21 protein-coding genes are annotated in these 18,652 nt (G+C 75.4%); 7 read left to right on the forward strand and 14 right to left on the reverse strand.

What is annotated here, in order from left to right:
- Window position 1: 1 nt before the first annotated feature.
- A complete protein-coding gene (locus tag CP974_RS06750) occupies window positions 2–1,516 on the reverse strand; it encodes an anthranilate synthase component I (RefSeq protein WP_031128446.1) in 1,515 nt (504 codons plus the stop codon).
- 11 nt (window positions 1,517–1,527) lie between these two features.
- Window positions 1,528–1,878 carry a phosphoribosyl-AMP cyclohydrolase gene (gene hisI / locus CP974_RS06755; RefSeq protein WP_031128445.1) on the reverse strand — a complete coding sequence of 117 codons (351 nt, stop codon included), beginning with the start codon at window positions 1,876–1,878 and terminating at the stop codon, window positions 1,528–1,530.
- A gap of 83 nt (window positions 1,879–1,961) precedes the next feature.
- Between hisI and CP974_RS06760 the strand changes: the two genes are divergently transcribed.
- Window positions 1,962–2,594, forward strand: coding sequence for a TIGR03085 family metal-binding protein (locus tag CP974_RS06760; protein WP_031128444.1), 633 nt, complete (start codon window positions 1,962–1,964; stop codon window positions 2,592–2,594).
- A gap of 4 nt (window positions 2,595–2,598) precedes the next feature.
- On the forward strand, window positions 2,599–2,985 hold the full coding sequence (locus CP974_RS06765) for a VOC family protein (protein WP_031128443.1): 387 nt from the start codon (window positions 2,599–2,601) through the stop codon (window positions 2,983–2,985).
- Window positions 2,986–3,293: 308 nt separating this feature from the next.
- On the opposite strand, the gene hisF is transcribed toward CP974_RS06765, so the two are convergent.
- From hisF to hisD, 8 genes are read right to left on the reverse strand one after another with little or no spacing between them, the layout of a single operon-like run.
- Window positions 3,294–4,064, reverse strand: coding sequence for an imidazole glycerol phosphate synthase subunit HisF (gene hisF / locus CP974_RS06770; protein WP_031128442.1), 771 nt, complete (start codon window positions 4,062–4,064; stop codon window positions 3,294–3,296).
- Window positions 4,061–4,468, reverse strand: coding sequence for a RidA family protein (locus tag CP974_RS06775; protein ID WP_031128441.1), 408 nt, complete (start codon window positions 4,466–4,468; stop codon window positions 4,061–4,063). The genes hisF and CP974_RS06775 overlap by 4 nt, the downstream gene beginning before the upstream one ends.
- Entirely contained in the window at window positions 4,465–5,190 is a 726-nt protein-coding gene (gene priA / locus CP974_RS06780; RefSeq protein ID WP_031128440.1) for a bifunctional 1-(5-phosphoribosyl)-5-((5-phosphoribosylamino)methylideneamino)imidazole-4-carboxamide isomerase/phosphoribosylanthranilate isomerase PriA, read from the reverse strand. Before priA ends, CP974_RS06775 begins: the two co-directional genes overlap by 4 nt.
- 39 nt (window positions 5,191–5,229) lie before the next feature.
- Window positions 5,230–5,871 carry an imidazole glycerol phosphate synthase subunit HisH gene (gene hisH / locus CP974_RS06785; protein WP_031128439.1) on the reverse strand — a complete coding sequence of 214 codons (642 nt, stop codon included), beginning with the start codon at window positions 5,869–5,871 and terminating at the stop codon, window positions 5,230–5,232.
- A gap of 5 nt (window positions 5,872–5,876) precedes the next feature.
- Window positions 5,877–6,044, reverse strand: a complete 168-nt coding sequence (locus CP974_RS29495; protein ID WP_031128438.1) for a CG2302 family histidine operon protein — start codon at window positions 6,042–6,044, stop codon at window positions 5,877–5,879.
- Window positions 6,041–6,634 (reverse strand): imidazoleglycerol-phosphate dehydratase HisB, encoded by a 594-nt coding sequence (gene hisB, locus CP974_RS06790; RefSeq protein ID WP_031128437.1) that lies wholly within the window; start codon window positions 6,632–6,634, stop codon window positions 6,041–6,043. Before hisB ends, CP974_RS29495 begins: the two co-directional genes overlap by 4 nt.
- Window positions 6,631–7,743 (reverse strand): histidinol-phosphate transaminase, encoded by a 1,113-nt coding sequence (locus CP974_RS06795; RefSeq protein WP_031128436.1) that lies wholly within the window; start codon window positions 7,741–7,743, stop codon window positions 6,631–6,633. The genes hisB and CP974_RS06795 overlap by 4 nt, the downstream gene beginning before the upstream one ends.
- Window positions 7,740–9,077, reverse strand: coding sequence for a histidinol dehydrogenase (hisD, locus tag CP974_RS06800; RefSeq protein WP_031128435.1), 1,338 nt, complete (start codon window positions 9,075–9,077; stop codon window positions 7,740–7,742). Before hisD ends, CP974_RS06795 begins: the two co-directional genes overlap by 4 nt.
- A 513-nt stretch (window positions 9,078–9,590) precedes the next feature.
- Here hisD and CP974_RS06805 point away from each other — a divergent pair.
- The 4 genes from CP974_RS06805 to ybaK all read left to right on the forward strand — a co-directional run bounded on the left by CP974_RS06805 (window position 9,591) and on the right by ybaK (window position 13,900).
- Complete coding sequence (locus CP974_RS06805; protein WP_051838881.1) at window positions 9,591–11,153, forward strand: hypothetical protein; 1,563 nt, start codon at window positions 9,591–9,593, stop codon at window positions 11,151–11,153.
- Between the two features lie 155 nt (window positions 11,154–11,308).
- Entirely contained in the window at window positions 11,309–12,397 is a 1,089-nt protein-coding gene (locus tag CP974_RS06810) for a hypothetical protein (RefSeq protein WP_031128433.1), read from the forward strand.
- Window positions 12,398–12,643: 246 nt separating this feature from the next.
- On the forward strand, window positions 12,644–13,384 hold the full coding sequence (locus CP974_RS06815; RefSeq protein ID WP_031128432.1) for an LON peptidase substrate-binding domain-containing protein: 741 nt from the start codon (window positions 12,644–12,646) through the stop codon (window positions 13,382–13,384).
- An 18-nt stretch (window positions 13,385–13,402) separates the two neighbouring features.
- Window positions 13,403–13,900 (forward strand): Cys-tRNA(Pro) deacylase, encoded by a 498-nt coding sequence (ybaK, locus tag CP974_RS06820; protein ID WP_031128431.1) that lies wholly within the window; start codon window positions 13,403–13,405, stop codon window positions 13,898–13,900.
- Window positions 13,901–13,916: 16 nt separating this feature from the next.
- Here ybaK and CP974_RS06825 read toward each other — a convergent pair whose 3' ends face one another.
- The 4 genes from CP974_RS06825 to CP974_RS06840 form a co-directional block, all read right to left on the reverse strand.
- The gene (locus tag CP974_RS06825; RefSeq protein WP_078915310.1) at window positions 13,917–14,636 is read right to left on the reverse strand and encodes a DUF2567 domain-containing protein; all 720 of its coding nucleotides are present in this window, start codon (window positions 14,634–14,636) and stop codon (window positions 13,917–13,919) included.
- A 34-nt stretch (window positions 14,637–14,670) separates the two neighbouring features.
- On the reverse strand, window positions 14,671–15,501 hold the full coding sequence (locus CP974_RS06830; protein WP_031128429.1) for an ABC transporter permease: 831 nt from the start codon (window positions 15,499–15,501) through the stop codon (window positions 14,671–14,673).
- Between the two features lie 283 nt (window positions 15,502–15,784).
- Entirely contained in the window at window positions 15,785–16,756 is a 972-nt protein-coding gene (locus CP974_RS06835; RefSeq protein WP_031128428.1) for an ABC transporter ATP-binding protein, read from the reverse strand.
- A gap of 83 nt (window positions 16,757–16,839) precedes the next feature.
- Window positions 16,840–18,150: an NYN domain-containing protein gene (locus tag CP974_RS06840; RefSeq protein WP_031128427.1), complete on the reverse strand. Its 1,311-nt coding sequence runs from the start codon at window positions 18,148–18,150 to the stop codon at window positions 16,840–16,842.
- A gap of 248 nt (window positions 18,151–18,398) precedes the next feature.
- Between CP974_RS06840 and CP974_RS29500 the strand changes: the two genes are divergently transcribed.
- Window positions 18,399–18,563 (forward strand): hypothetical protein, encoded by a 165-nt coding sequence (locus CP974_RS29500; RefSeq protein ID WP_085921279.1) that lies wholly within the window; start codon window positions 18,399–18,401, stop codon window positions 18,561–18,563.
- The last annotated feature ends 89 nt before the right edge of the window (window positions 18,564–18,652 follow it).

An 18,652-nucleotide genomic window follows, 5' to 3' on the forward strand; every position in this document is an offset into this window, starting at 1 on the left:
CTCAGACGCGGTTCATCCGGTTGGCGGTGTGGACGGCGCGGAGCACGGCGGCCGCCTTGTTGCGGCACTCGGTGTCCTCGGCGACCGGGTCGGAGTCGGCGACGACCCCGGCGCCCGCCTGCACGTACGCCGTGCCGTCGCGCAGCAGGGCCGTGCGGATGGCGATGGCCGTGTCCGAGCCGCCCGCGAAGTCCAGGTAGCCGACGGCGCCGCCGTACAGGCCGCGGCGGCTGGGCTCCAGCTCCTCGATGATCTGCATGGCGCGCGGCTTGGGCGCCCCGGAGAGCGTCCCGGCGGGGAAGCAGGCGGTCAGCACGTCGAAGGCGGTGCGTCCTGCCGCGACGCGGCCGGTCACCGTGGAGACGATGTGCATGACGTGCGAGTACCGCTCGATGGACATGAAGTCGACCACCTCGACGGAGCCCGGTTCGCACACCCGGCCGAGGTCGTTGCGGCCGAGGTCGACGAGCATCAGGTGCTCGGCGCGCTCCTTGGGGTCGGCGATCAGCTCGTCGGCGAGGGCCTGGTCCTCCTGCGGGGTGGCGCCGCGCGGCCGGGTGCCGGCGATGGGGTGGACCATGGCGTGCCCGCCCTCGACCTTGACCAGCGCCTCCGGGCTGGAGCCGACGACGTCGAACCCGTCGAGGCGCAGCAGGTACATGTACGGGGACGGGTTGGTGGCGCGCAGGACCCGGTAGACGTCGAGGGCGCTCGCCTCGCAGGGCGTCTCGAACCGCTGGGAGGGCACGACCTGGAAGGCCTCGCCCGCGCGGATGCGCTCCTTGATGTCCTCGACGGCCTCCTGGTAGGCCGCGCCGCCCCAGCGGGCGGTGTACGGGGGCAGCTCGGAGGGGGGCAGCACGGCGGGGCCGGACTCGGCGGGCCGGGTGAGGTCGGCCTGCATGGCGTCGAGCCGGGCGACGGCGTCCGCGTACGCCTCGTCCACGCCGGTGTCGAGGTCGTTGTGGTTGATCGCGTTGGCGATCAGCAGGACCGTGCCGTCCCAGTGGTCGAGGACGGCCAGGTCGGAGGTGAGGAGCATGGTCAGCTCGGGCAGGCCCAGCTCGTCGGCGCCGTGGTCGCCGATGCGCTCCAGGCGCCGCACGATGTCGTAGCCGAGGTAGCCGACCATGCCGCCGGTGAAGGGCGGCATCCCGGAGCCCGGCTCGCCGGCGCCTGCCGGGCCGTCGGGCATGGGGGGCGTCTGGAGGGTGTCCACGGTGGCGCGCAGGGCCTGGAGCGGGTCGCCGTCGACGGGGACGCCGACGGGCGGGGTGCCCAGCCAGTGCGCCTGCCCGTCCCGTACGGTCAGGGTGGCGGCGCTGCGGACGCCCACGAAGGAGTAGCGGGACCAGGAGCGGCCGTTCTCGGCGGACTCCAGGAGGAAGGTCCCCGGCCGCTCGCCGGCCAGCTTGCGGTAGAGGCCGACCGGGGTGTCGCCGTCCGCGAGGAGGCGGCGGCTGACGGGGATCACTCGGCGGTCGGCCGCCAGCTTGCGGAAGGTCTCGAGGTCCATGGCGCCCGACCCTACTGCCCGAGCGGCAGCACGTCGGCGTCGAAGCAGGTCCTGGCCCCGGTGTGGCAGGCGGCGCCCACCTGGTCGACCTTGACGAGGAGGGTGTCCGCGTCGCAGTCGAGGGCGACCGACCTGACGTGCTGGACGTGCCCGGAGGTGTCGCCCTTGACCCAGTACTCGCGGCGGCTGCGCGACCAGTAGGTGCAGCGGCCGGTGGTGAGGGTGCGGTGCAGGGCCTCGTCGTCCATCCAGCCGAGCATCAGCACCTCGCCGGTGTCGTACTGCTGGGCGATGGCCGGGATCAGTCCGTCGGGGCTGCGCTTGAGGCGGGCGGCGATGGCCGGGTCGAGATCGCTGGTCATGACGCCATTGTGCCGCGCGCCGGGGGGCGCCTCGGGCCGTGTCCACTGGGCGGACCGGAGCCGGTCCCCGTACGCTGGCGGACATGTCCACCCATGCCAAGCGTGAACGACTGCTCCTGGCCGATCTGTTGGAGGCGGCGGGTCCCGACGCGCCGACGCTCTGCGACGGCTGGACCACCCGCGACCTCGCCGCCCACGTGGTGGTGCGGGAGCGCCGGCCGGACGCGGCGGCGGGCGTGCTCCTGGGGCCGCTGCGGGACCGGCTGGAGCGGGTGCAGGCGGAGTTCGCCGCGAAGCCGTACGAGGAGCTGGTCCAGCTCGTCCGCTCCGGGCCGCCGCGGATGTCGCCCTTCTCCATCAAGCAGGTCGACGAGGGCGCCAACACCGTCGAGTTCTACGTGCACGCCGAGGACGTGCGGCGGGCGCAGCCGGACTGGACGCCCCGCGAGATCGACCCGGTGTTCGCGAACGCCCTGTGGGCGCGGCTGGAGAAGACGGCCCGCCTGGTGGGCCGCCGCTCCCCCGGCGGCCTGGTGGTGCGCCGTCCGAACGGGCAGACCGCCGTCGCGCACCGTGGCACGCCCGTGGTGACGGTGACGGGCGAGCCCGGCGAGCTGACGCTGTTCCTGTACGGGCGGCAGGCGGCCGCCCGGGTGGAGCTGGACGGCGACGAGGGGGCCGTCGCGGCCGTCCTGAAGGCGCGGCTGGGAGTGTGAGGCCGTGATCAGGATCGCGATGACCAGCGTGTACGTGGACGACGAGGAGAGGGCGCACGCCTTCTACACGGACGTCCTGGGCTTCGAGACCCGCACCCGCATCGACCTGGGCGGGGCGCTGTTCATCACGGTCGGCGCGCCGGGGCAGGACGTGGAGCTGCTGCTGGAGCCGGGCGACAGCCCGATCGCGCGGCAGTACACCAGGGGCCTGCGGGAGGCGGGACTGCCGTGCATCGTCTTCGGCGTCGACGACCTGCGGGCCGAGTACGAGCGGCTGCGGGGGCTGGGCGTGGTGTTCCCGCAGGAGCCCACCGAGCAGGGGCCGATCCTCACGGCGGTGCTGGACGACACCGTCGGCAACCTGGTCCAGCTCGCCCAGCCGCTGGGCTGACGCCGCCCGGCCCCGGTCGCCCGGCCCCTGCCGCCCGGCCCGGTGTGCGGGTACGGGCGGCCGGGGCCGGCGCGGGTCGGCCGGTACGGCGCGGTGGCCCGGCCGGCGGGCGCCGAGGCCCGGGCGGGGCCGGCGAGGCCGACCCGGGCGGGCCGGGCGGCCGGCGGACCGGCCCTGTTTCACCCGGCCGTGGCCGGGCGGCTCCGCGGACGAGGCGGCCTCGGCTCCCGGGGCGGGCGGCACCGGCCAGGAGCCGCAGGGGGCCGGGCGGCCCCAGCGGGCCGAGTGGTCCCAGCGACCGGGTGGTCTCAGCGGACCGGGTGGCCCGCCGCGCGGAGGGTGGCCTTGACCTCGCCGATCCGCAGGTCGCCGAAGTGGAAGACGGACGCGGCCAGCACGGCGTCCGCACCGGCGTCGACGGCCGGCGGGAAGTGGTCCAGCTTCCCCGCGCCGCCCGACGCGATCACGGGCACGGAGACCTGCGCGCGGACCGCCCTGATCATCTCCGTGTCGTAGCCGTCCTTGGTGCCGTCGGCGTCCATCGAGTTCAGCAGGATCTCTCCCGCGCCCAGCTCGGCGGCGCGGTGCGCCCACTCCACGGCGTCGATGCCGGTGCCCCGGCGCCCGCCGTGCGTGGTGACCTCGAAGCCGGACGGCGTGCCGGTGCCCTCCGGGCAGCGCCGGGCGTCCACGGACAGGACGAGCACCTGGCTGCCGAACCGCTCGGAGATCTCCCGGATCAGCTCGGGCCGGGCGATGGCGGCCGTGTTGACGCCGACCTTGTCCGCACCCGCGCGCAGCAGCCGGTCCACGTCGTCGGCGCTGCGGACGCCGCCGCCGACGGTGAGCGGGATGAACACCTGCTCGGCGGTGCGCCGCACCACGTCGTAGGTGGTCTCCCGGTTGCCGGACGAGGCGGTGATGTCGAGGAACGTCAGCTCGTCGGCGCCCTCGGCGTCGTACAGCCTGGCCATCTCGACGGGGTCGCCCGCGTCGCGGAGGTTCTGGAAGTTGACGCCCTTGACGACGCGGCCGTTGTCCACGTCCAGGCAGGGGATGACTCGGACCGCGAGGCTCATGACGCGGCACCTCCGTTCGTGCGGTACGCCTCGACCTCGACCTCGACGACCAGCCGGGAGTCGACGAAGCCGGAGACGACGAGCATCGACGCGGCGGGGCGGACGGCGTCGAACAGGTCCTTGTGGGCGCGTCCGACCTCCTCCACGTCGCGGGCGTGGGTGATGTACATGCGGGTGCGGACGACGTCCGCCGGGCCGAGGCCGAGCTGCCGCAGTGCGTCGAACGCCACGTTGAAGGCGTTGACGGCCTGCTCGTACGGGCCCGCGTCCACGACGGCGCCGTCCACGACGGACGTGCAGCCGGAGACGAGGACCAGCCCGTTCGGCAGCTCCACGGCGCGGGAGTAGCCGAACTGCTCCTCCCACGGCGCCCCGGTGACGACCCTGCGGGGCGTCCCGGTCATCCGGACACCACCGCGAGCGCCTCCTCCAGGGTGAACGCCTTCGCGTACAGGGCCTTGCCGACGATGGCGCCCTCGACGCCGAGCGGGACCAGCCCCGCGATGGCGCGCAGGTCGTCCAGCGAGGACACCCCGCCGGAGGCGACGACGGGCCGGTCGGTGGCGGCGCACACGTCGCGCAGCAGGTCCAGGTTGGGGCCCTGGAGCGTGCCGTCCTTGGCGATGTCGGTGACCACGTAGCGGGCGCAGCCCTCCCGGTTCAGCCGCTCCAGCGTCTCGTACAGGTCGCCGCCGTCGCGGGTCCAGCCGCGCCCGCGCAGGGTGGTGCCGCGCACGTCGAGGCCGACGGCGATCTTGTCGCCGTGCTCGGCGATGACCTTGGCGACCCACTCGGGGGTCTCCAGGGCGGCCGTGCCGAGGTTGACGCGGGTGCAGCCGGTGGCGAGGGCGGCGGCGAGCGAGGCGTCGTCGCGGATGCCGCCGGACAGCTCGACCTTGATGTCCATGGCCCCGGTGACCTCGGCGACCAGGGCGCGGTTGTCGCCGGTGCCGAAGGCGGCGTCGAGGTCCACCAGGTGGAGCCACTCGGCGCCCGCGCGCTGCCAGGCCAGCGCCGCCTCCAGCGGGGAGCCGTAGGACGTCTCCGTGCCGGACTCGCCGTGGACGAGCCGGACGGCCTGGCCGTTCCTGACGTCGACGGCGGGGAGGAGTTCGAGCGTGGTCATCTCAGCGGTCCTGGCCTCTCAGCGGAATGGGGCGGTGGTTCAGAAGGTCTTGAGCCAGTTGGTCAGCAGCTGGGCGCCGGCGTCCCCGGACTTCTCCGGGTGGAACTGGGTCGCCCACAGGGCGCCGTTCTCGACGGCGGCGACGAACCGCTCGCCGTGCGTGGACCAGGTGACCGCCGGGGCGCGCAGGGCGGGGTTGGCGGTCTCCAGGGACCAGTCGGTCACGGCGTAGGAGTGGACGAAGTAGAACCGCTCGCCGGGGTCGACGCCGGCGAACAGCTCGGAGCCCTCGGGCGGCTCGACCGTGTTCCACCCCATGTGGGGGATGACGGGCGCCTTGAGCGGGCCGACCGTGCCGGGCCACTCGTCCAGGCCCTCGGTCTCGACGCCGTGCTCGACGCCGCGGGCGAACAGGATCTGCATGCCGACGCAGATGCCCATCACGGGCCGGCCGCCGGAGAGCCGGCGGCCGACGATCCAGTCGCCGCGGGCCTCCTTCAGCCCGGCCATGCAGGCGGAGAAGGCGCCGACGCCGGGCACGAGGAGGCCGTCGGCGTTCATGGCGGTGTCGTAGTCGCGGGTGATCTCGACGTCGGCGCCCACGCGCGCGAGGGCGCGTTCGGCCGAGCGGACGTTGCCGAAGCCGTAGTCGAGGACGACGACTTTCTTCGCGGTCTTCATGCGGGTCATTCCCAGATTCCCTGGATCCTCAGGACGCCGGCGAGGAGACACATGCCGGAGGCGACGGCGAGCAGGACGATGACGCCCTTGGGCATCTTCTGCCGGGTGAAGGAGTACACGCCGCCGGCCAGGAAGAGGCCGACGACGATCAGGATGGTCGACAGCCCGGTCACAGGGCGCCCTTCGTGGACGGCAGGATGCCGGCGGCGCGCGGGTCGCGCTCGGAGGCGTAGCGCAGGGCGCGGGCGAGGGCCTTGAACTGGCACTCCACGATGTGGTGGGCGTTGCGCCCGTACGGGACGTGGACGTGCAGCGCGATCTGGGCCTGCGCGACGAACGACTCCAGGATGTGCCGGGTCATCGTGGTGTCGTACGCGCCGATCATCGGCGCCATGTTCTCGGGCTCGGTGTGCACGAGGTAGGGGCGGCCGGAGAGGTCGACGGTGACCTGGGCGAGGGACTCGTCGAGCGGGACGGTGCAGTTGCCGAAGCGGTAGATGCCGACCTTGTCGCCGAGGGCCTGCCGGAAGGCGGCGCCGAGGGCGAGGGCGGTGTCCTCGATCGTGTGGTGCGAGTCGATGTGCAGGTCGCCGTCGGTCTTGACGGTGAGGTCGAACAGCCCGTGGCGGCCGAGCTGGTCGAGCATGTGGTCGTAGAAGCCGACGCCGGTGGAGACGTCGACCTTGCCCGTGCCGTCGAGGTCGATCTCGACGACGACGGACGTTTCCTTGGTGGTGCGCTCGACCCGTCCTACGCGGCTCATGAGCTCTGCTCCTTCCGAATGGCGCGAACCGCGTCCAGGAACGCGTCGTTCTCTTGCGGCGTGCCCGCGGTGACCCGCAGCCAGCCCGGTACGCCGTTGTCGCGGACCAGGACGCCGCGGTCGAGGATGGCCCGCCACACGGCGTGGCTGTCCTCGAAGCGTCCGAACTGGACGAAGTTGGCGTCGGAGTCGGTGACCTCGTAGCCGGTGGCGCGCAGCTCGGTGACGAGCCGGTCCCGTTCGGCCTTGAGGTGCTCGACGTACCCCAGCAGCGTATCGGTGTGCTCCAGCGCGGCGAGCGCGGTGGCCTGGGTGACGGCGGACAGGTGGTAGGGCAGGCGGACGAGCTGGACGGCGTCGACGACGGCCCGGTGGGCGGCGAGGTAGCCGAGGCGCAGCCCCGCGGCGCCGAACGCCTTCGACATGGTGCGGGAGATCACCAGGTGCGGGCGGCCCTCGATGAGGGGCAGCAGCGACGGGCGGTGGCTGAACTCGACGTACGCCTCGTCCACGACCACCAGGGACGGCTTCGCGGCCTGGGCGGCGTCGTGGAGGGCGAGCACCGTGCCGGCGTCGACGGCGGTGCCGGTGGGGTTGTTGGGGGAGGTGATGAACACCACGTCGGGGCGGTGCTCGGCGATGGCCGCCGACGCGGCCGCCACGTCGATCCCGAAGTCCTCGCGGCGGGGCCCGGAGATCCAGCCGGTGCCCGTGCCGCGGGAGATCAGGCCGTGCATCGAGTACGAGGGCTCGAAGCCGAGCGCGGTCCTGCCGGGGCCGCCGAAGGTCTGGAGCAGCTGCTGGAGGACCTCGTTGGAGCCGTTGGCCGCCCACACCTGCTCCGTGCCGACCCGGTGGCCGGTGGTGCGGGTGAGGTAGCGGGCCAGCTCGGTGCGCAGCTCCACGGCGTCGCGGTCGGGGTAGCGGTTGAGGTGCCGGGCGGCCTCGCGGACGCGCTCGGCGATGCGCTCCACCAGCGGCTCGGGCAGCGGGTAGGGGTTCTCATTGGTGTTGAGGCGCACGGGGACGTCGAGCTGGGGCGCCCCGTAGGGGGACTTGCCGCGCAGCTCGTCGCGGAGGGGCAGGTCGTCGATGCGTACGTCGGTCACGGCCGCGGCGCCTTCCCGTCGCCGTTCTCCCCGGCGAAGCGGACCCTCACGGCGGCGCCGTGCGCCGGGAGGTCCTCCGCCTCGGCGAGGGTGACCACGTGGTGGGCGACCTCGGCGAGCGCCTCGCGGGTGTAGTCCACGATGTGGATGCCGCGCAGGAAGGACTGGACGGACAGGCCCGAGGAGTGGCAGGCGCAGCCGCCGGTGGGCAGGACGTGGTTGGAGCCGGCGCAGTAGTCGCCGAGGGAGACCGGCGACCAGGGGCCGACGAAGATCGCGCCGGCGTTGCGGACGCGCTGGGCGACGGCGGCGGCGTCGGCGGTCTGGACCTCCAGGTGCTCCGCGCCGTACGCGTCGACGACCCGCAGGCCCTCCTCCACGCCGTCGACCAGGACGATGGCGGACTGCTTGCCGCGCAGGGCGGGAAGGACGCGGTCGTCCACGTGCTTGGTCGCGGCGATCTGCGGCTCCAGCTCGCGCTCCACGGCGTCGGCCAGCTCGGCGGAGTCGGTGACCAGGACGGCCGCGGCGAGCGGGTCGTGCTCGGCCTGGCTGATCAGGTCGGCCGCGACGTGCGCCGGGTCGGCGGTGGCGTCGGCGAGGACGGCGATCTCGGTCGGGCCGGCCTCCGTGTCGATCCCGATGCGGCCGGTGAAGTACCGCTTGGCGGCGGCGACCCAGATGTTGCCGGGGCCGGTGACCATGTCGGCGGGGGCGCAGCTCTCCGTGCCGTACGCGAACATGGCGACGGCCTGGGCGCCGCCGGCCGCGTACACCTCGTCGACCCCGAGCAGGGCGCAGGCGGCGAGGATCGTCGGGTGCGGCAGGCCGCCGAACTCCTTCTGCGGCGGGGAGGCGAGGGCGATGGACTCGACCCCGGCCTCCTGCGCCGGAACGGCGTTCATGACCACGGAGGAGGGGTAGACGGAGCGGCCGCCCGGCGCGTACAGGCCCACGCGCCCGACGGGGACCCACTTCTCGGTGACCGTGCCGCCGGGGGCGACCTGGGTGGTGTGCGTGGTGCGGCGCTGCTCGCGGTGGACGATCCGGGCGCGCCGGACGGACTCCTCGAGGCCGGCCCGGACGGCCGGGTCGAGCTCCTGGAGCGCGCGGGTCAGCGCGGCGGCCGGGACCCGGACCTGGTCGAGGGTGACGCCGTCGAACCGCTCCGCGTAGTCGATCAGCGCCGCGTCGCCCCGATGGTGGACGTCCTCGCAGATGGGCCGCACCTTCTCCAGGGCGGCTTCCACGTCGAACTCGGCACGGGGCAGCAGGTCGCGCAGGGCGCCGCCCGTCGGCAGGGCGTCGCCTCGCAGATCGATTCGTGAGATCACAGGTCAATTCTCTCAGACGCGTTCGCGGCCCCGGCCGTCCGTATCACTGACTGATACACGCCACATCACCCCTTGGCCGTCACACCTGACCGTCAGCGTTCAGGCCGTCACTCAGCGGGAAGAACAGCAGTACGACCAGCGGAAGCGAGGGGGGCGGCAGTGACCGAGCCGCACGACGACCGCGACGGCCAGGGCGGCCGCCGGGTGGGCCGCCAGGGCGGCCGGCGGGACGCGTTACCGGCCGTCCCGCGGGACGCCTCCCAGGACGGGCGGCGGGACGGGGACGGCGGCTCCCGGGGCGGCACCGGGGGCGGCGGCCTCGGGGGCGGCGGCCTTCCGGGCGGTGCCCAGGACGGCGCTCCCGGGGGCGGCACCGGCGACGGCGGCCTCCGGGACGGGGCCGGGGACGGGGCCCGGGGCGACGCTCTCCGGGGCGGCGCCGGGGAGGGCCCGCGGGACGCCGCCGGGGACGGCGACGACGTGCCGGGGGACCTGACGGCGTCGGAGCTGGGGATGTGGCAGGCGTTCCGGATCGGCGCCTGGTACGACCTGCGCTCCGGCCATCCGATGCTGGACGACCCCTTCGTACCGCGGGCGTGGCCGCCGGAGCGGTCCATCCGGGCGCGCGTCGTGGCGCGGCTGCTGCTGGACGGGCCGCCCGCGCTGGCGGGGCGCGTCTCGGCGCTGAAACTGCGCGGGGCGCGGATCACCGGGCGGCTGGACCTGGCCGGCGGGACGGTCGGGCCGTACGTGGAGCTCCAGGGCTGCGTCTTCGACGACGAGGTGGTGCTGCCGGAGACCCGGTTCACCACGCTGCGGATGGCGGGCTGCGCGATCCCGCGCCTGGAGGCCGCCCGGCTGCAGACGGAGGGCGACCTGCACCTGCCGCGGTGCCGGGTGGAGCGGGGGGTGCGGCTGACGGACGCGCAGATCGGCACGGACCTGCTGATCAGCCAGATCCACGTGCAGCCGGACCGGCTCGGCCGGGCGATCGTCGCGGACGGCCTGTCGGTGGGGCAGGACCTCCAGGCCGAGCTGATCGAGACGTACGGCGAGTTCAGCATGCGCGGGGGGAAGGTCGGGGTGTCGCTGAGCCTGCGCGGCAGCCGGCTGCGCGGCGCGGAGGGGCGGCGCGCGCTGAACGCCCCGCAGCTGAGCGTGGAGCGGACTCTGTACCTGACGAGCGCGTGGGTGAGCGAGACGGCGGGCGGAGCGGGCGACCACCCGGGCGCCGCGCCGCCGTACGGGCTGATCGACGTGAACACCCCGGTGCGGGGCACGCGGATGCGGCCCTTCGAGTGCCGGGGCGGGGTGCGGCTGGACGACGGGCGGTTCGGTGACGCGGTGGACCTGCACCAGGCGCGGTTCGTGATGGCGTCGGCGCGCCGGGAGGAGCTGTCGCTGCGCAGGATCGTCACGCCGGAGCTGCGCTTCGCCTGCGAGCGGCCGGAGGAGGGGCGGGTGGTGCTGAACGGCGCGAAGGTGGTGACCCTCGTCGACCAGGCGTCGAGCTGGCCGGGTCCGGGCGGCCTCGCGATCGGCGGGTTCGTCTACGAGAACCTCGTGCCGTACGGGCACTTCCCGCTGGCCCGGCGCCTGGAGTGGGTGGCGGCGGCGACCCCGGAGTACGCCCCGGAGCCGTACGAGCGGCTGGCGGCGGTGCTGCGCGGGTGCGGCGAGGACGCCGACGCGCGGGAGGTGCTGCTGGCCAAGCAGCGGCGGCGCCGGGAGACCCTGCCGCTCGCCGCCAAGCTGTGGGGCCACCTCCAGGACTGGACGGTCGCCTACGGCTACCGGCCGGGCCGCGCGGCGGTGTGGATGGCCGTGCTGTGGGCGGCGGGGGCGCTGGCGTTCTCCTTCTACGAGCCGGTGCCCATCAAGGCCGACGAGTTCCCCCGGTGGGACGCGGTGCTGTACACGCTCGACCTGCTGCTGCCCGTGATCAACCTGGGGCAGGAGGGGTACTGGCGGCTCTCCCCGCCCTGGCAGTGGCTGTCCACGGCGCTGATCCTGGTGGGGTGGATTCTGGCCACGGCGGTCGCGGCCGGCGCGTCCCGGCTGCTGCGGCGGAACTGATGGCCGCCGGGCCGGGGAGCGGGCGGCGGGGCGTCCGGCGCGGCGCCCGCGCCGCCGCTTTCTTTACCTTCTCTTGACGTTCGCCAGGACAACCTTCCCACCGCTACGAAAGCTTCACAGACTGCTACTGGCGCGGCTCCGACCTGCGGTTTTCAATGGTCGGCACGATGTCTCTGCTCCGCGCCCTGCTGGGCAACGCGCGCACGGCCCGACCCGGTCAGCCGCCTCGCGACGGGCTGCCGCCGGACGGCTCCGTGCTGCTGGACGCCCCGGACGACCGGCTCGGCCCGGCCCTGGTCGCGGCCGCGCTGGGGGATCACATTCCGGCCGCGCGGCTGCTGGCCGAGACCCGGCGGGCCGCCGAGTGGGAGTACCGCGACCGGTACGCCGTGCGGCTCGCCGCCTTCGCGCACCGCCGGGAGGACTGGCTGACGGCGTGGCGGGCCGAGGCGCCCGGCGACCCGGACGGGCTGCTGGTCGCGGCGCAGCTGGCCGTGGACCGCGCCTGGGCGTCGCCCGCCCGCGCCGAACGGCTGCGGGAGGTCGAGCCGCTCCTGCACGCGGCGGCCGAGGCGGCGCCCCGCGACCCGGTGCCGTGGCGCGTCCTGCTGGACCACGCGCGGAGCGGGGGCGCGCCGACCGCCCTGTTCGAGGCGCTCTGGGAGCAGGCCGTGCGCCGCTCCTCGCACCACCACGGCTGCCATGTGTCGGCGCTGGAGTACCTGTCGGCCCGCTGGCACGGCTCGCACCGGGTCTGCTTCGACTTCGCGGAGGCCGCCGCCTTCGACTCGCTGCCGGGCTCGCTGGTGCGGGCGCTGCCGCTGCGGGCCGCGTACGCCCAGCTCGTGAGCGGCGCGGCGGGCGACGGGGGGCCGGTGGGCGCTGCCAGGGTGGGGCCGCGCGCTTTGCGCGGCGCTCCCGCGGGTGTGCCGGGCGGCGTTCCGGGGGGCGTGCCCGGCGGCGTTCCGGGGGCCCGGGTGGACGCGGCGGCGGACCTGGCGGCCGAGCTGTCCGCGCGGTATCCGGTGGGCGACCCCTGGCCGGCGGAGGTCCGCAACCTGCTGGCGTACGTGCTGATGGCGCGGCAGCGGTGGGGGGCGGCCCTGGAGCAGTTCCGGCTGATCGGCGCGCGGGCCACGTCCTTCCCGTGGTCGGCCGCGGCGGGCGAGGGCGGCGACGCGCTGGGGCGGTTCCTGGAGGCCCGCGACCTGACGCGGCGCGCGCTCGTCCGCGGGGGGCGGTGACGGGCGGGCACCCCGCGCGAGGGCGGCGCGGCGAGGCGGTACGCCGCGGGCCGTACGCGAGGGCGGCGCGGCGAGGCGGTACGCCGCGGGCCGTACGCGAGGGCGGCGCGGCGAGGCGGACGCCTCCGTACGCCGCGGCTGGACGCCGCCGGGCGGGGTGCCGGAGACGGGTGCCGGGCGGTGTGCCGGGACCGGTGCGCGGACGGCCGGACGCGCGGGGCCCGGCGGCCATTAGGCTTGACCGCTGTGACCACCGCTCGCCTGCCCCTCTTCCCGCTGAACGCGGTGCTTTTCCCCGGCCTCGTGCTGCCGTTGAACGTCTTCGAGGAGCGGTACCGCGCCATGATGCGCGCCCTGCTCGCGACGGACGAGTCGCAGCCGCGCCGCTTCGCCGTCGTCGCGATCCGCGACGGCCACGAGGTGGCGCCGACCGCACCGGGACTGCCCGACCCGACGGCGCTTCCGGAGCGTGGTCCCGCCGCGGGCTTCGGCCCCGACCCGGCCCAGGCGTTCCACCGGGTGGGCTGCGTGGCCGACGCGGCCACCATCCGGGAGCGCCCCGACGGCACGTTCGAGGTCCTCGCCACCGGCACGACGCGGGTGCGCATCCTGTCGGTCGACGCGAGCGGCCCCTTCCTCACCGCCGAGGTGGAGGAGCTGGACGAGCCGCGGGGCGAGGGCGCCGGAGCGCTCGCCGAGGGGGTGCTGCGGGCCTTCCGCGCGTACCAGAAGCGGCTGGCCGGCGCACGGGAGCGGACGCTGGCCGCCGGCTCCGAGCTGCCCGACGAGCCGTCCGTCGTGTCGTACCTGGTCGCCGCGGCCGCCGTGCTGGACACGCCGGCGAAGCAGCGGCTGCTCCAGGCGCCCGACACGGCGACCCGGCTGCGCGAGGAGCTGCGGCTGCTGCGCTCCGAGACGGCGGTGCTGCGCCACCTGCCGTCGCTGCCGGCGGCCGAGCTGACGCGGACGCCGACGAGCCCGAACTGACGCGGAGAGGGGCGAGGGATGGCGAAGAAGACCAGGAAGCAGACGGGCGGCACGCCCGCGACGGTGGCGCTCACCGCCGCGGGCACGCCGTTCACGGTGCACGAGTACGCCCATGACCCGGCGTCCCCGTCGTACGGGGAGGAGGCCGCCGAGGCGCTCGGCGTCACGCCCGAGCGGGTCTTCAAGACGCTGGTCGCCGACGTCGACGGCGCCCTGACGGTCGCGGTGGTGCCCGTCGCGGGCCAGCTCGACCTGAAGGCGCTGGCCGCGGCGGTCGGCGGGAAGCGCGCGGCGATGGCCGACCCGGCCGCCGCCGAGCGGACGACCGGCTATGTGCGCGGCGGCATCTCGCCGCTGGGCCAGCGCAGGAGGCTGCCGACCGTGCTGGACGCCTCGGCGCGGCGGCACGAGACCATCTGCGTGTCGGCGGGGCGGCGCGGCCTGGAGGTCGAGCTGTCCCCGGCGGACCTGGCGGAGCTGACCGGCGCGGTCGTCGCGCCCATCGGCCGGGCGTAGCGCACGCGCCCCGCGGTCAGGCGCGGGGGGCGTCCCCGGGCGGTGGGGGCGGCGTGCCGTAGGCGCCGGGGTCCCACTCGGGCTCGGGGTCGCGCGGTCCGAACAGCGCGGTGAGCGCCAGGTGGGCGATCATGGCGGCGACCGGCCAGGCCAGCAGCGCGCCGTACGCGTGCAGCTCCAGCGGCGCGTCGAAGCGGACGCCCTCGCCGACCTCCCGCGCGCGGGCCACCACGTCGTGCGTCGGGCCCAGCAGCGTGCCCGTGCCCCAGCCCAGCAGGGAGCCGATCACCCCGCCCAGGGCGAGGCCCACCACGACGGCGATGCCGCCCTGCCGGTGGAACAGGAACACCCCGAGCGCGCTGACCGCGCCGAACGCCAGGCCCAGCAGGATGAAGACCCCGTCCACGCCGACCGCGTGCTCCGCCTCCGACTCCAGCAGCAGCACCGACCGGCCGTCCGAGACCAGCGGCACGCGCGGCGCCAGCCACAGCCACAGCAGGCCGAGGGCGAACCCCGCGACCCCGACCGCGAGCAGCACCACGGCGCCCCGGCGCACCTCCGCGGCCGTCTCCGGCGCGTCCTTCCCGTCCTCTCCGCCCGTGGAGTGTGCCGACGAGCGCGGCGGCCACGCGGACGCGCCCGGCGCGTCGCCGTCGGAAGGGGTGCTGGATGCGGCGGAGTCGTTCGGCACGTGCTCACTCGGGGGCTGCTGGGACGGGGGAAGGGGTGCGGTCACGGTGTCATCGTGCCAGTCCGGGCCGGGCACCGCCTCACCGGACGGCCGCGCGGCGGTACGCCCAGGTGGCCGCGGCCAGGGAGGCGACGCCGACGGCGGCGCACACCGACAGGTCCAGGGCGACGGCCGCCCAGTTCGGGCTGGCGTCGAAGGTGCGGGCCAGCGCCTCCACCCCGTACGTCGAGGGGAGCAGGTCCCGCGCCCAGCCCACGGGGCCGGGCAGCCGGTCGGCCGGCAGGACGCCGAGCAGCAGCGCCGCCGACATGCCGAGCTGGCCGAGGAGGGTCGCCAGCTCCTGGCGGGGGGCCAGCAGGCCGAGCGCGGCGCCGACTCCCGCCAGGGCGGCCCCGGAGAGCGGGACGACCGCCGCGACGATCCACAGGTGGGTGAGCGGCAGCTGGAAGAGGAGCGAACCGGTGACGGCCGTGACGACCGTGCCGGGCAGCGTGAAGGAGGCGTACGCCCCGGCCGCGCCCAGCACCACGGCGGCCGGTGGCACGGGCAGCGTCGCGTAGTGGTCGAGCCCGCCGCTGGCGCGGAGCTGCCCGAAGTACTGGGCGAGCAGGTTCAGCGCGACGAACGCCACGACGAGGACGGACGACCCGGCGACGACCGCGCGCGCCTCGGCGCCGCCGTCGACCACGCCCCGCATCAGGACCATGATCCCGATGGACTGGAAGGTCGCGACGAACAGCAGCGGGATGCGGGCGACCCGGGCGCGGGAGAGCTGCGCCCGGTACACGGCGGCGAGCGCCGGCAGCAGCCGGGCACGGGGCGCCAGGGGCGCGGCGGTCCGTTCGCCCGCCCCGGCGGGCGCCGTCCTGACGGCGCCCGCAGAGAGCGCCTCCGCAGGCAGGGTGCTCACCGTTTCCCACTCCCGTCCTCGCCGGGGACGCCGATCGGCGTGCCGCCCGACTCCACCGCACGAACCACACCGACCACGCGCACCTCGCGTACCTCACGCCTCACGTGTCCTACAGAAGCCGCGGTGCCGGGGCGAGCCGGACCGCCGCGAGCCGCAGTGCCGGGGCGAGCCGGACCACCGCGAGCCGCGGTGCCGCGGCGAGCCGGACCGCCGCCCTGAGCCGCGGTGCCGTCGCGGCCCGCCGCCCGTCCCCGGGGCGCCGCGGCCCGGCACGTGCCCCGGCTCACGACTTGACCAGCCCCTTCGCGTCCCCGCCGAGCGCCAGGTAGACGTCCTCCAGGCTCGGCGTCGCCAGCGTGAAGTCGTCCAGCGCCGCGAACGCCTCGCCGCCCGTCACCGCCGCCACCGCCGCCCGGGCCTCGTCCGGGGCGAGGCGGAGCACCCAGCGGCGGCCCGACTCGTGCGCAAAGGCCCGCAGCGCGGCCACCTCCGGCACGTCCAGCGGCGCCCGCTCCCGCCACACCAGGTCGACGCGCACCTCGCCGGCCACACGCTCCTTCAGTCCGGCCGGGGTGTCGCAGGCGATGACCCGGCCGCGCTCCAGCACGGCGACGCGGTCGAGGACGGTCTCCGCCTCTATCACGTTGTGGGTGACCAGCAGCACCGTCGCGCCCTGTTCGGCGCGACGGCGGTCGACGGCGGCCCAGACGGCCCGGCGGGCCACCGGGTCCATGCCGGTCGTGGGCTCGTCCAGCACGAGCAGCGGCCGCTCGCCCACGAGGGCGGCGGCGAAGCAGGCCAGCCGGCGCTGCCCGCCGGAGAGCTTCTTGAGGGGGCGCGCGGCGAGTTCGCCGAGGCCCAGTTCGTCGAGGACGGCGTCGCGCGCCGCGCGGGCGTCGCGCGCGGTCAGACCGCGCAGCCGGCCGGTCGTCTCGGCGGCCAGCGCGACGGTCATCTCGTCGAGCGCCGTCGACTCCTGGCCCAGGTAGCCGATGAGCCGCGCGGCGCGGTCGGGGTGGCGGACCAGGTCGTGCCCGAGGACCTCGACGGTTCCGGAGTCGGGGCGCATCAGCCCGGTGAGCTGCCGTACGAGGGTGGACTTGCCGGCGCCGTTGGGGCCGAGCAGCCCGAAGATCTCGCCGCCCCGCACGTCCAGGCTGATCCCGTCGGTGGCCCGCACCTCGGGCGTCGGGGGCCGGCCGCGCCCGCCGCGCGCGGCGGGGTACGTCTTCACCAGATCCCGCACCACGCACACCGTACTCACGAGGGATGAGCCTAAGGGGTCGCGGCCCCCGGATCGCGCCCGGGGCACCGCCGCGCGGCCCGGCACCGGCGCCGCTACTCCCCCGCCGCCGGGCTCCCGGCCGCCGCGCGGACGTCGATCTCCCGCCAGAAGCCGGCTCGGATCGCGTACCGGTCGTGCTCGTCGATCTGGTCGTCCTTGTGGGTGAGGAGGCCGAACCTCGCCGCGTAGCGGAGCAGTTCGCCGTCGATGCGGTGCGGGATGCGCGGGTACATGGCGGAGAGCCGGTCGACGTGGGCCTGCTCGGGGAGCCGCTCCATCCAGCGGCGGGCGAAGACCTGGCCGACCTCGAACGGGTCGCCGCCGACCGTGGTGATGTCCTCCTCCCGGTCCGCCCACCGCTGTTCGGCGCTGGTGAGCTGGGCGAGCGTGGGGAGCGACGCGGTCTCGGGGGGTTCGCCGACGGGGCCGCCCGGGCGGTCGATCCAGCCCCGGTCGGACGACCAGCGGAGGGTGGCGTTGGCGGGGCCGGCGGTGTGGTGGGTGTTCTGGTGGGCTGCGGCGCGCAGCCCGGCGAGGTCCTTGGGGGTGGGTACGCCGCGCGACGGGCCGGAGGGGGCGGCGGCCGGGTGGGCCGGGCCGCCGTCGCCGGGCGCGGATGCCGGCCGGGCGGTGGTGGCGGAGGCGGCGGCCGGGGCGGGGGCGGGCGCCGCACCGTCCGGAAGCGGTCCGGAGCCCGTACCGGAGGAGCGTTCGGCGGCGGCGAGGGCGGCCTCGGGCAGGGGCGCGGCGAGGATGGCGGCGATCTCGGGACGGGGGGCGGGCGGCGGGGCGCACTGCCCGGTGAGGTCCTTCGCCCGTACGGCGCGGGTGATCCAGGCGCGGTCGAGGACGCGGCGCTCGTCCGCCTCGGCCACGAGGTCCTCGGACTGGTTGTAGTCGCCGTCGGCGGCCTGGACGGCCCACAGGTGGACGGCGACACCGTGTTCCTTGGCGGACATCAGGCCGGGCAGCAGGTCGCCGTCGCCGGTGACGAGGACGATGTCGGAGCAGGCGCGGTTGCGGGCCAGTTCGGTGAGCTCGGCGTGCATGGCGGCGTCGACGCCCTTCTGCGCCCAGCGCCCGTCGCTGCGGGTCAGGGCGCCGAGCCGGACGGTCACGCGGGGCATGACGCGGAGCCTGCGGTGCTCGGGCTGCGGGACGCGGTCGGGCGCTCCGTCGAACCAGTAGATGCGCAGCAGCGGCTGGTCCGTGTCGGCCTCGGCGCGTTCGCGCAGCCCCTGGATGAGGGCGGAGTGGTCGACGGTGATCCGGGAGCGGGCGGGCTCCCCGGCCAGCAGGCTGGCGGCGGCGCCGAGCAGATAGCCGGCGTCCACGAGCACGACGCAGCGGTCCACGTGTTCCACCCTCTTTCGGGAACCTCGGGATCGGAGTTGCTTCGGGTTTCCTTGGAGTCTGCCCGACTGCCGGGTTGTTAACGGCCGGAGCGCGATCATCGGCGTGGCGCCTCACCGTAGTACCTCCGGCGCGTTCTGACCACGGGCCGTGGCGGCGGCAGGCGACTACTGTCCGCAATGATCCAACATGCGCCGTGCATACCGGTATGTGAGTCTGGTCGCGGTCCTGGCCCCCACATCCCACAGGAGGCATCCCCATGGCCAAGAACAAGAAGAGCGAGCGCCAGCAGCGGCAGGGCGAGCGCGGCGCGCAGCAGTCCCACGACACGTCGATGGAGCGGCAGGCGGAGCAGCGGGCGAGCCAGGTGACGCCGGCGGACGTGGCGCAGAAGGGCCGGCAGAAGAGGTTCGGCCACAACTGACGCGTGGCCGTGTGACCGCTCACGTCACACGGAAGGGGCGCGCCCGTGACGACGGGCGCGCCCCTTCCGTGTGGCGCCTTCCGTGTGGC

It is taken from the genome of Streptomyces fradiae ATCC 10745 = DSM 40063 (assembly GCF_008704425.1).
Classification (GTDB): domain Bacteria; phylum Actinomycetota; class Actinomycetes; order Streptomycetales; family Streptomycetaceae; genus Streptomyces; species Streptomyces fradiae.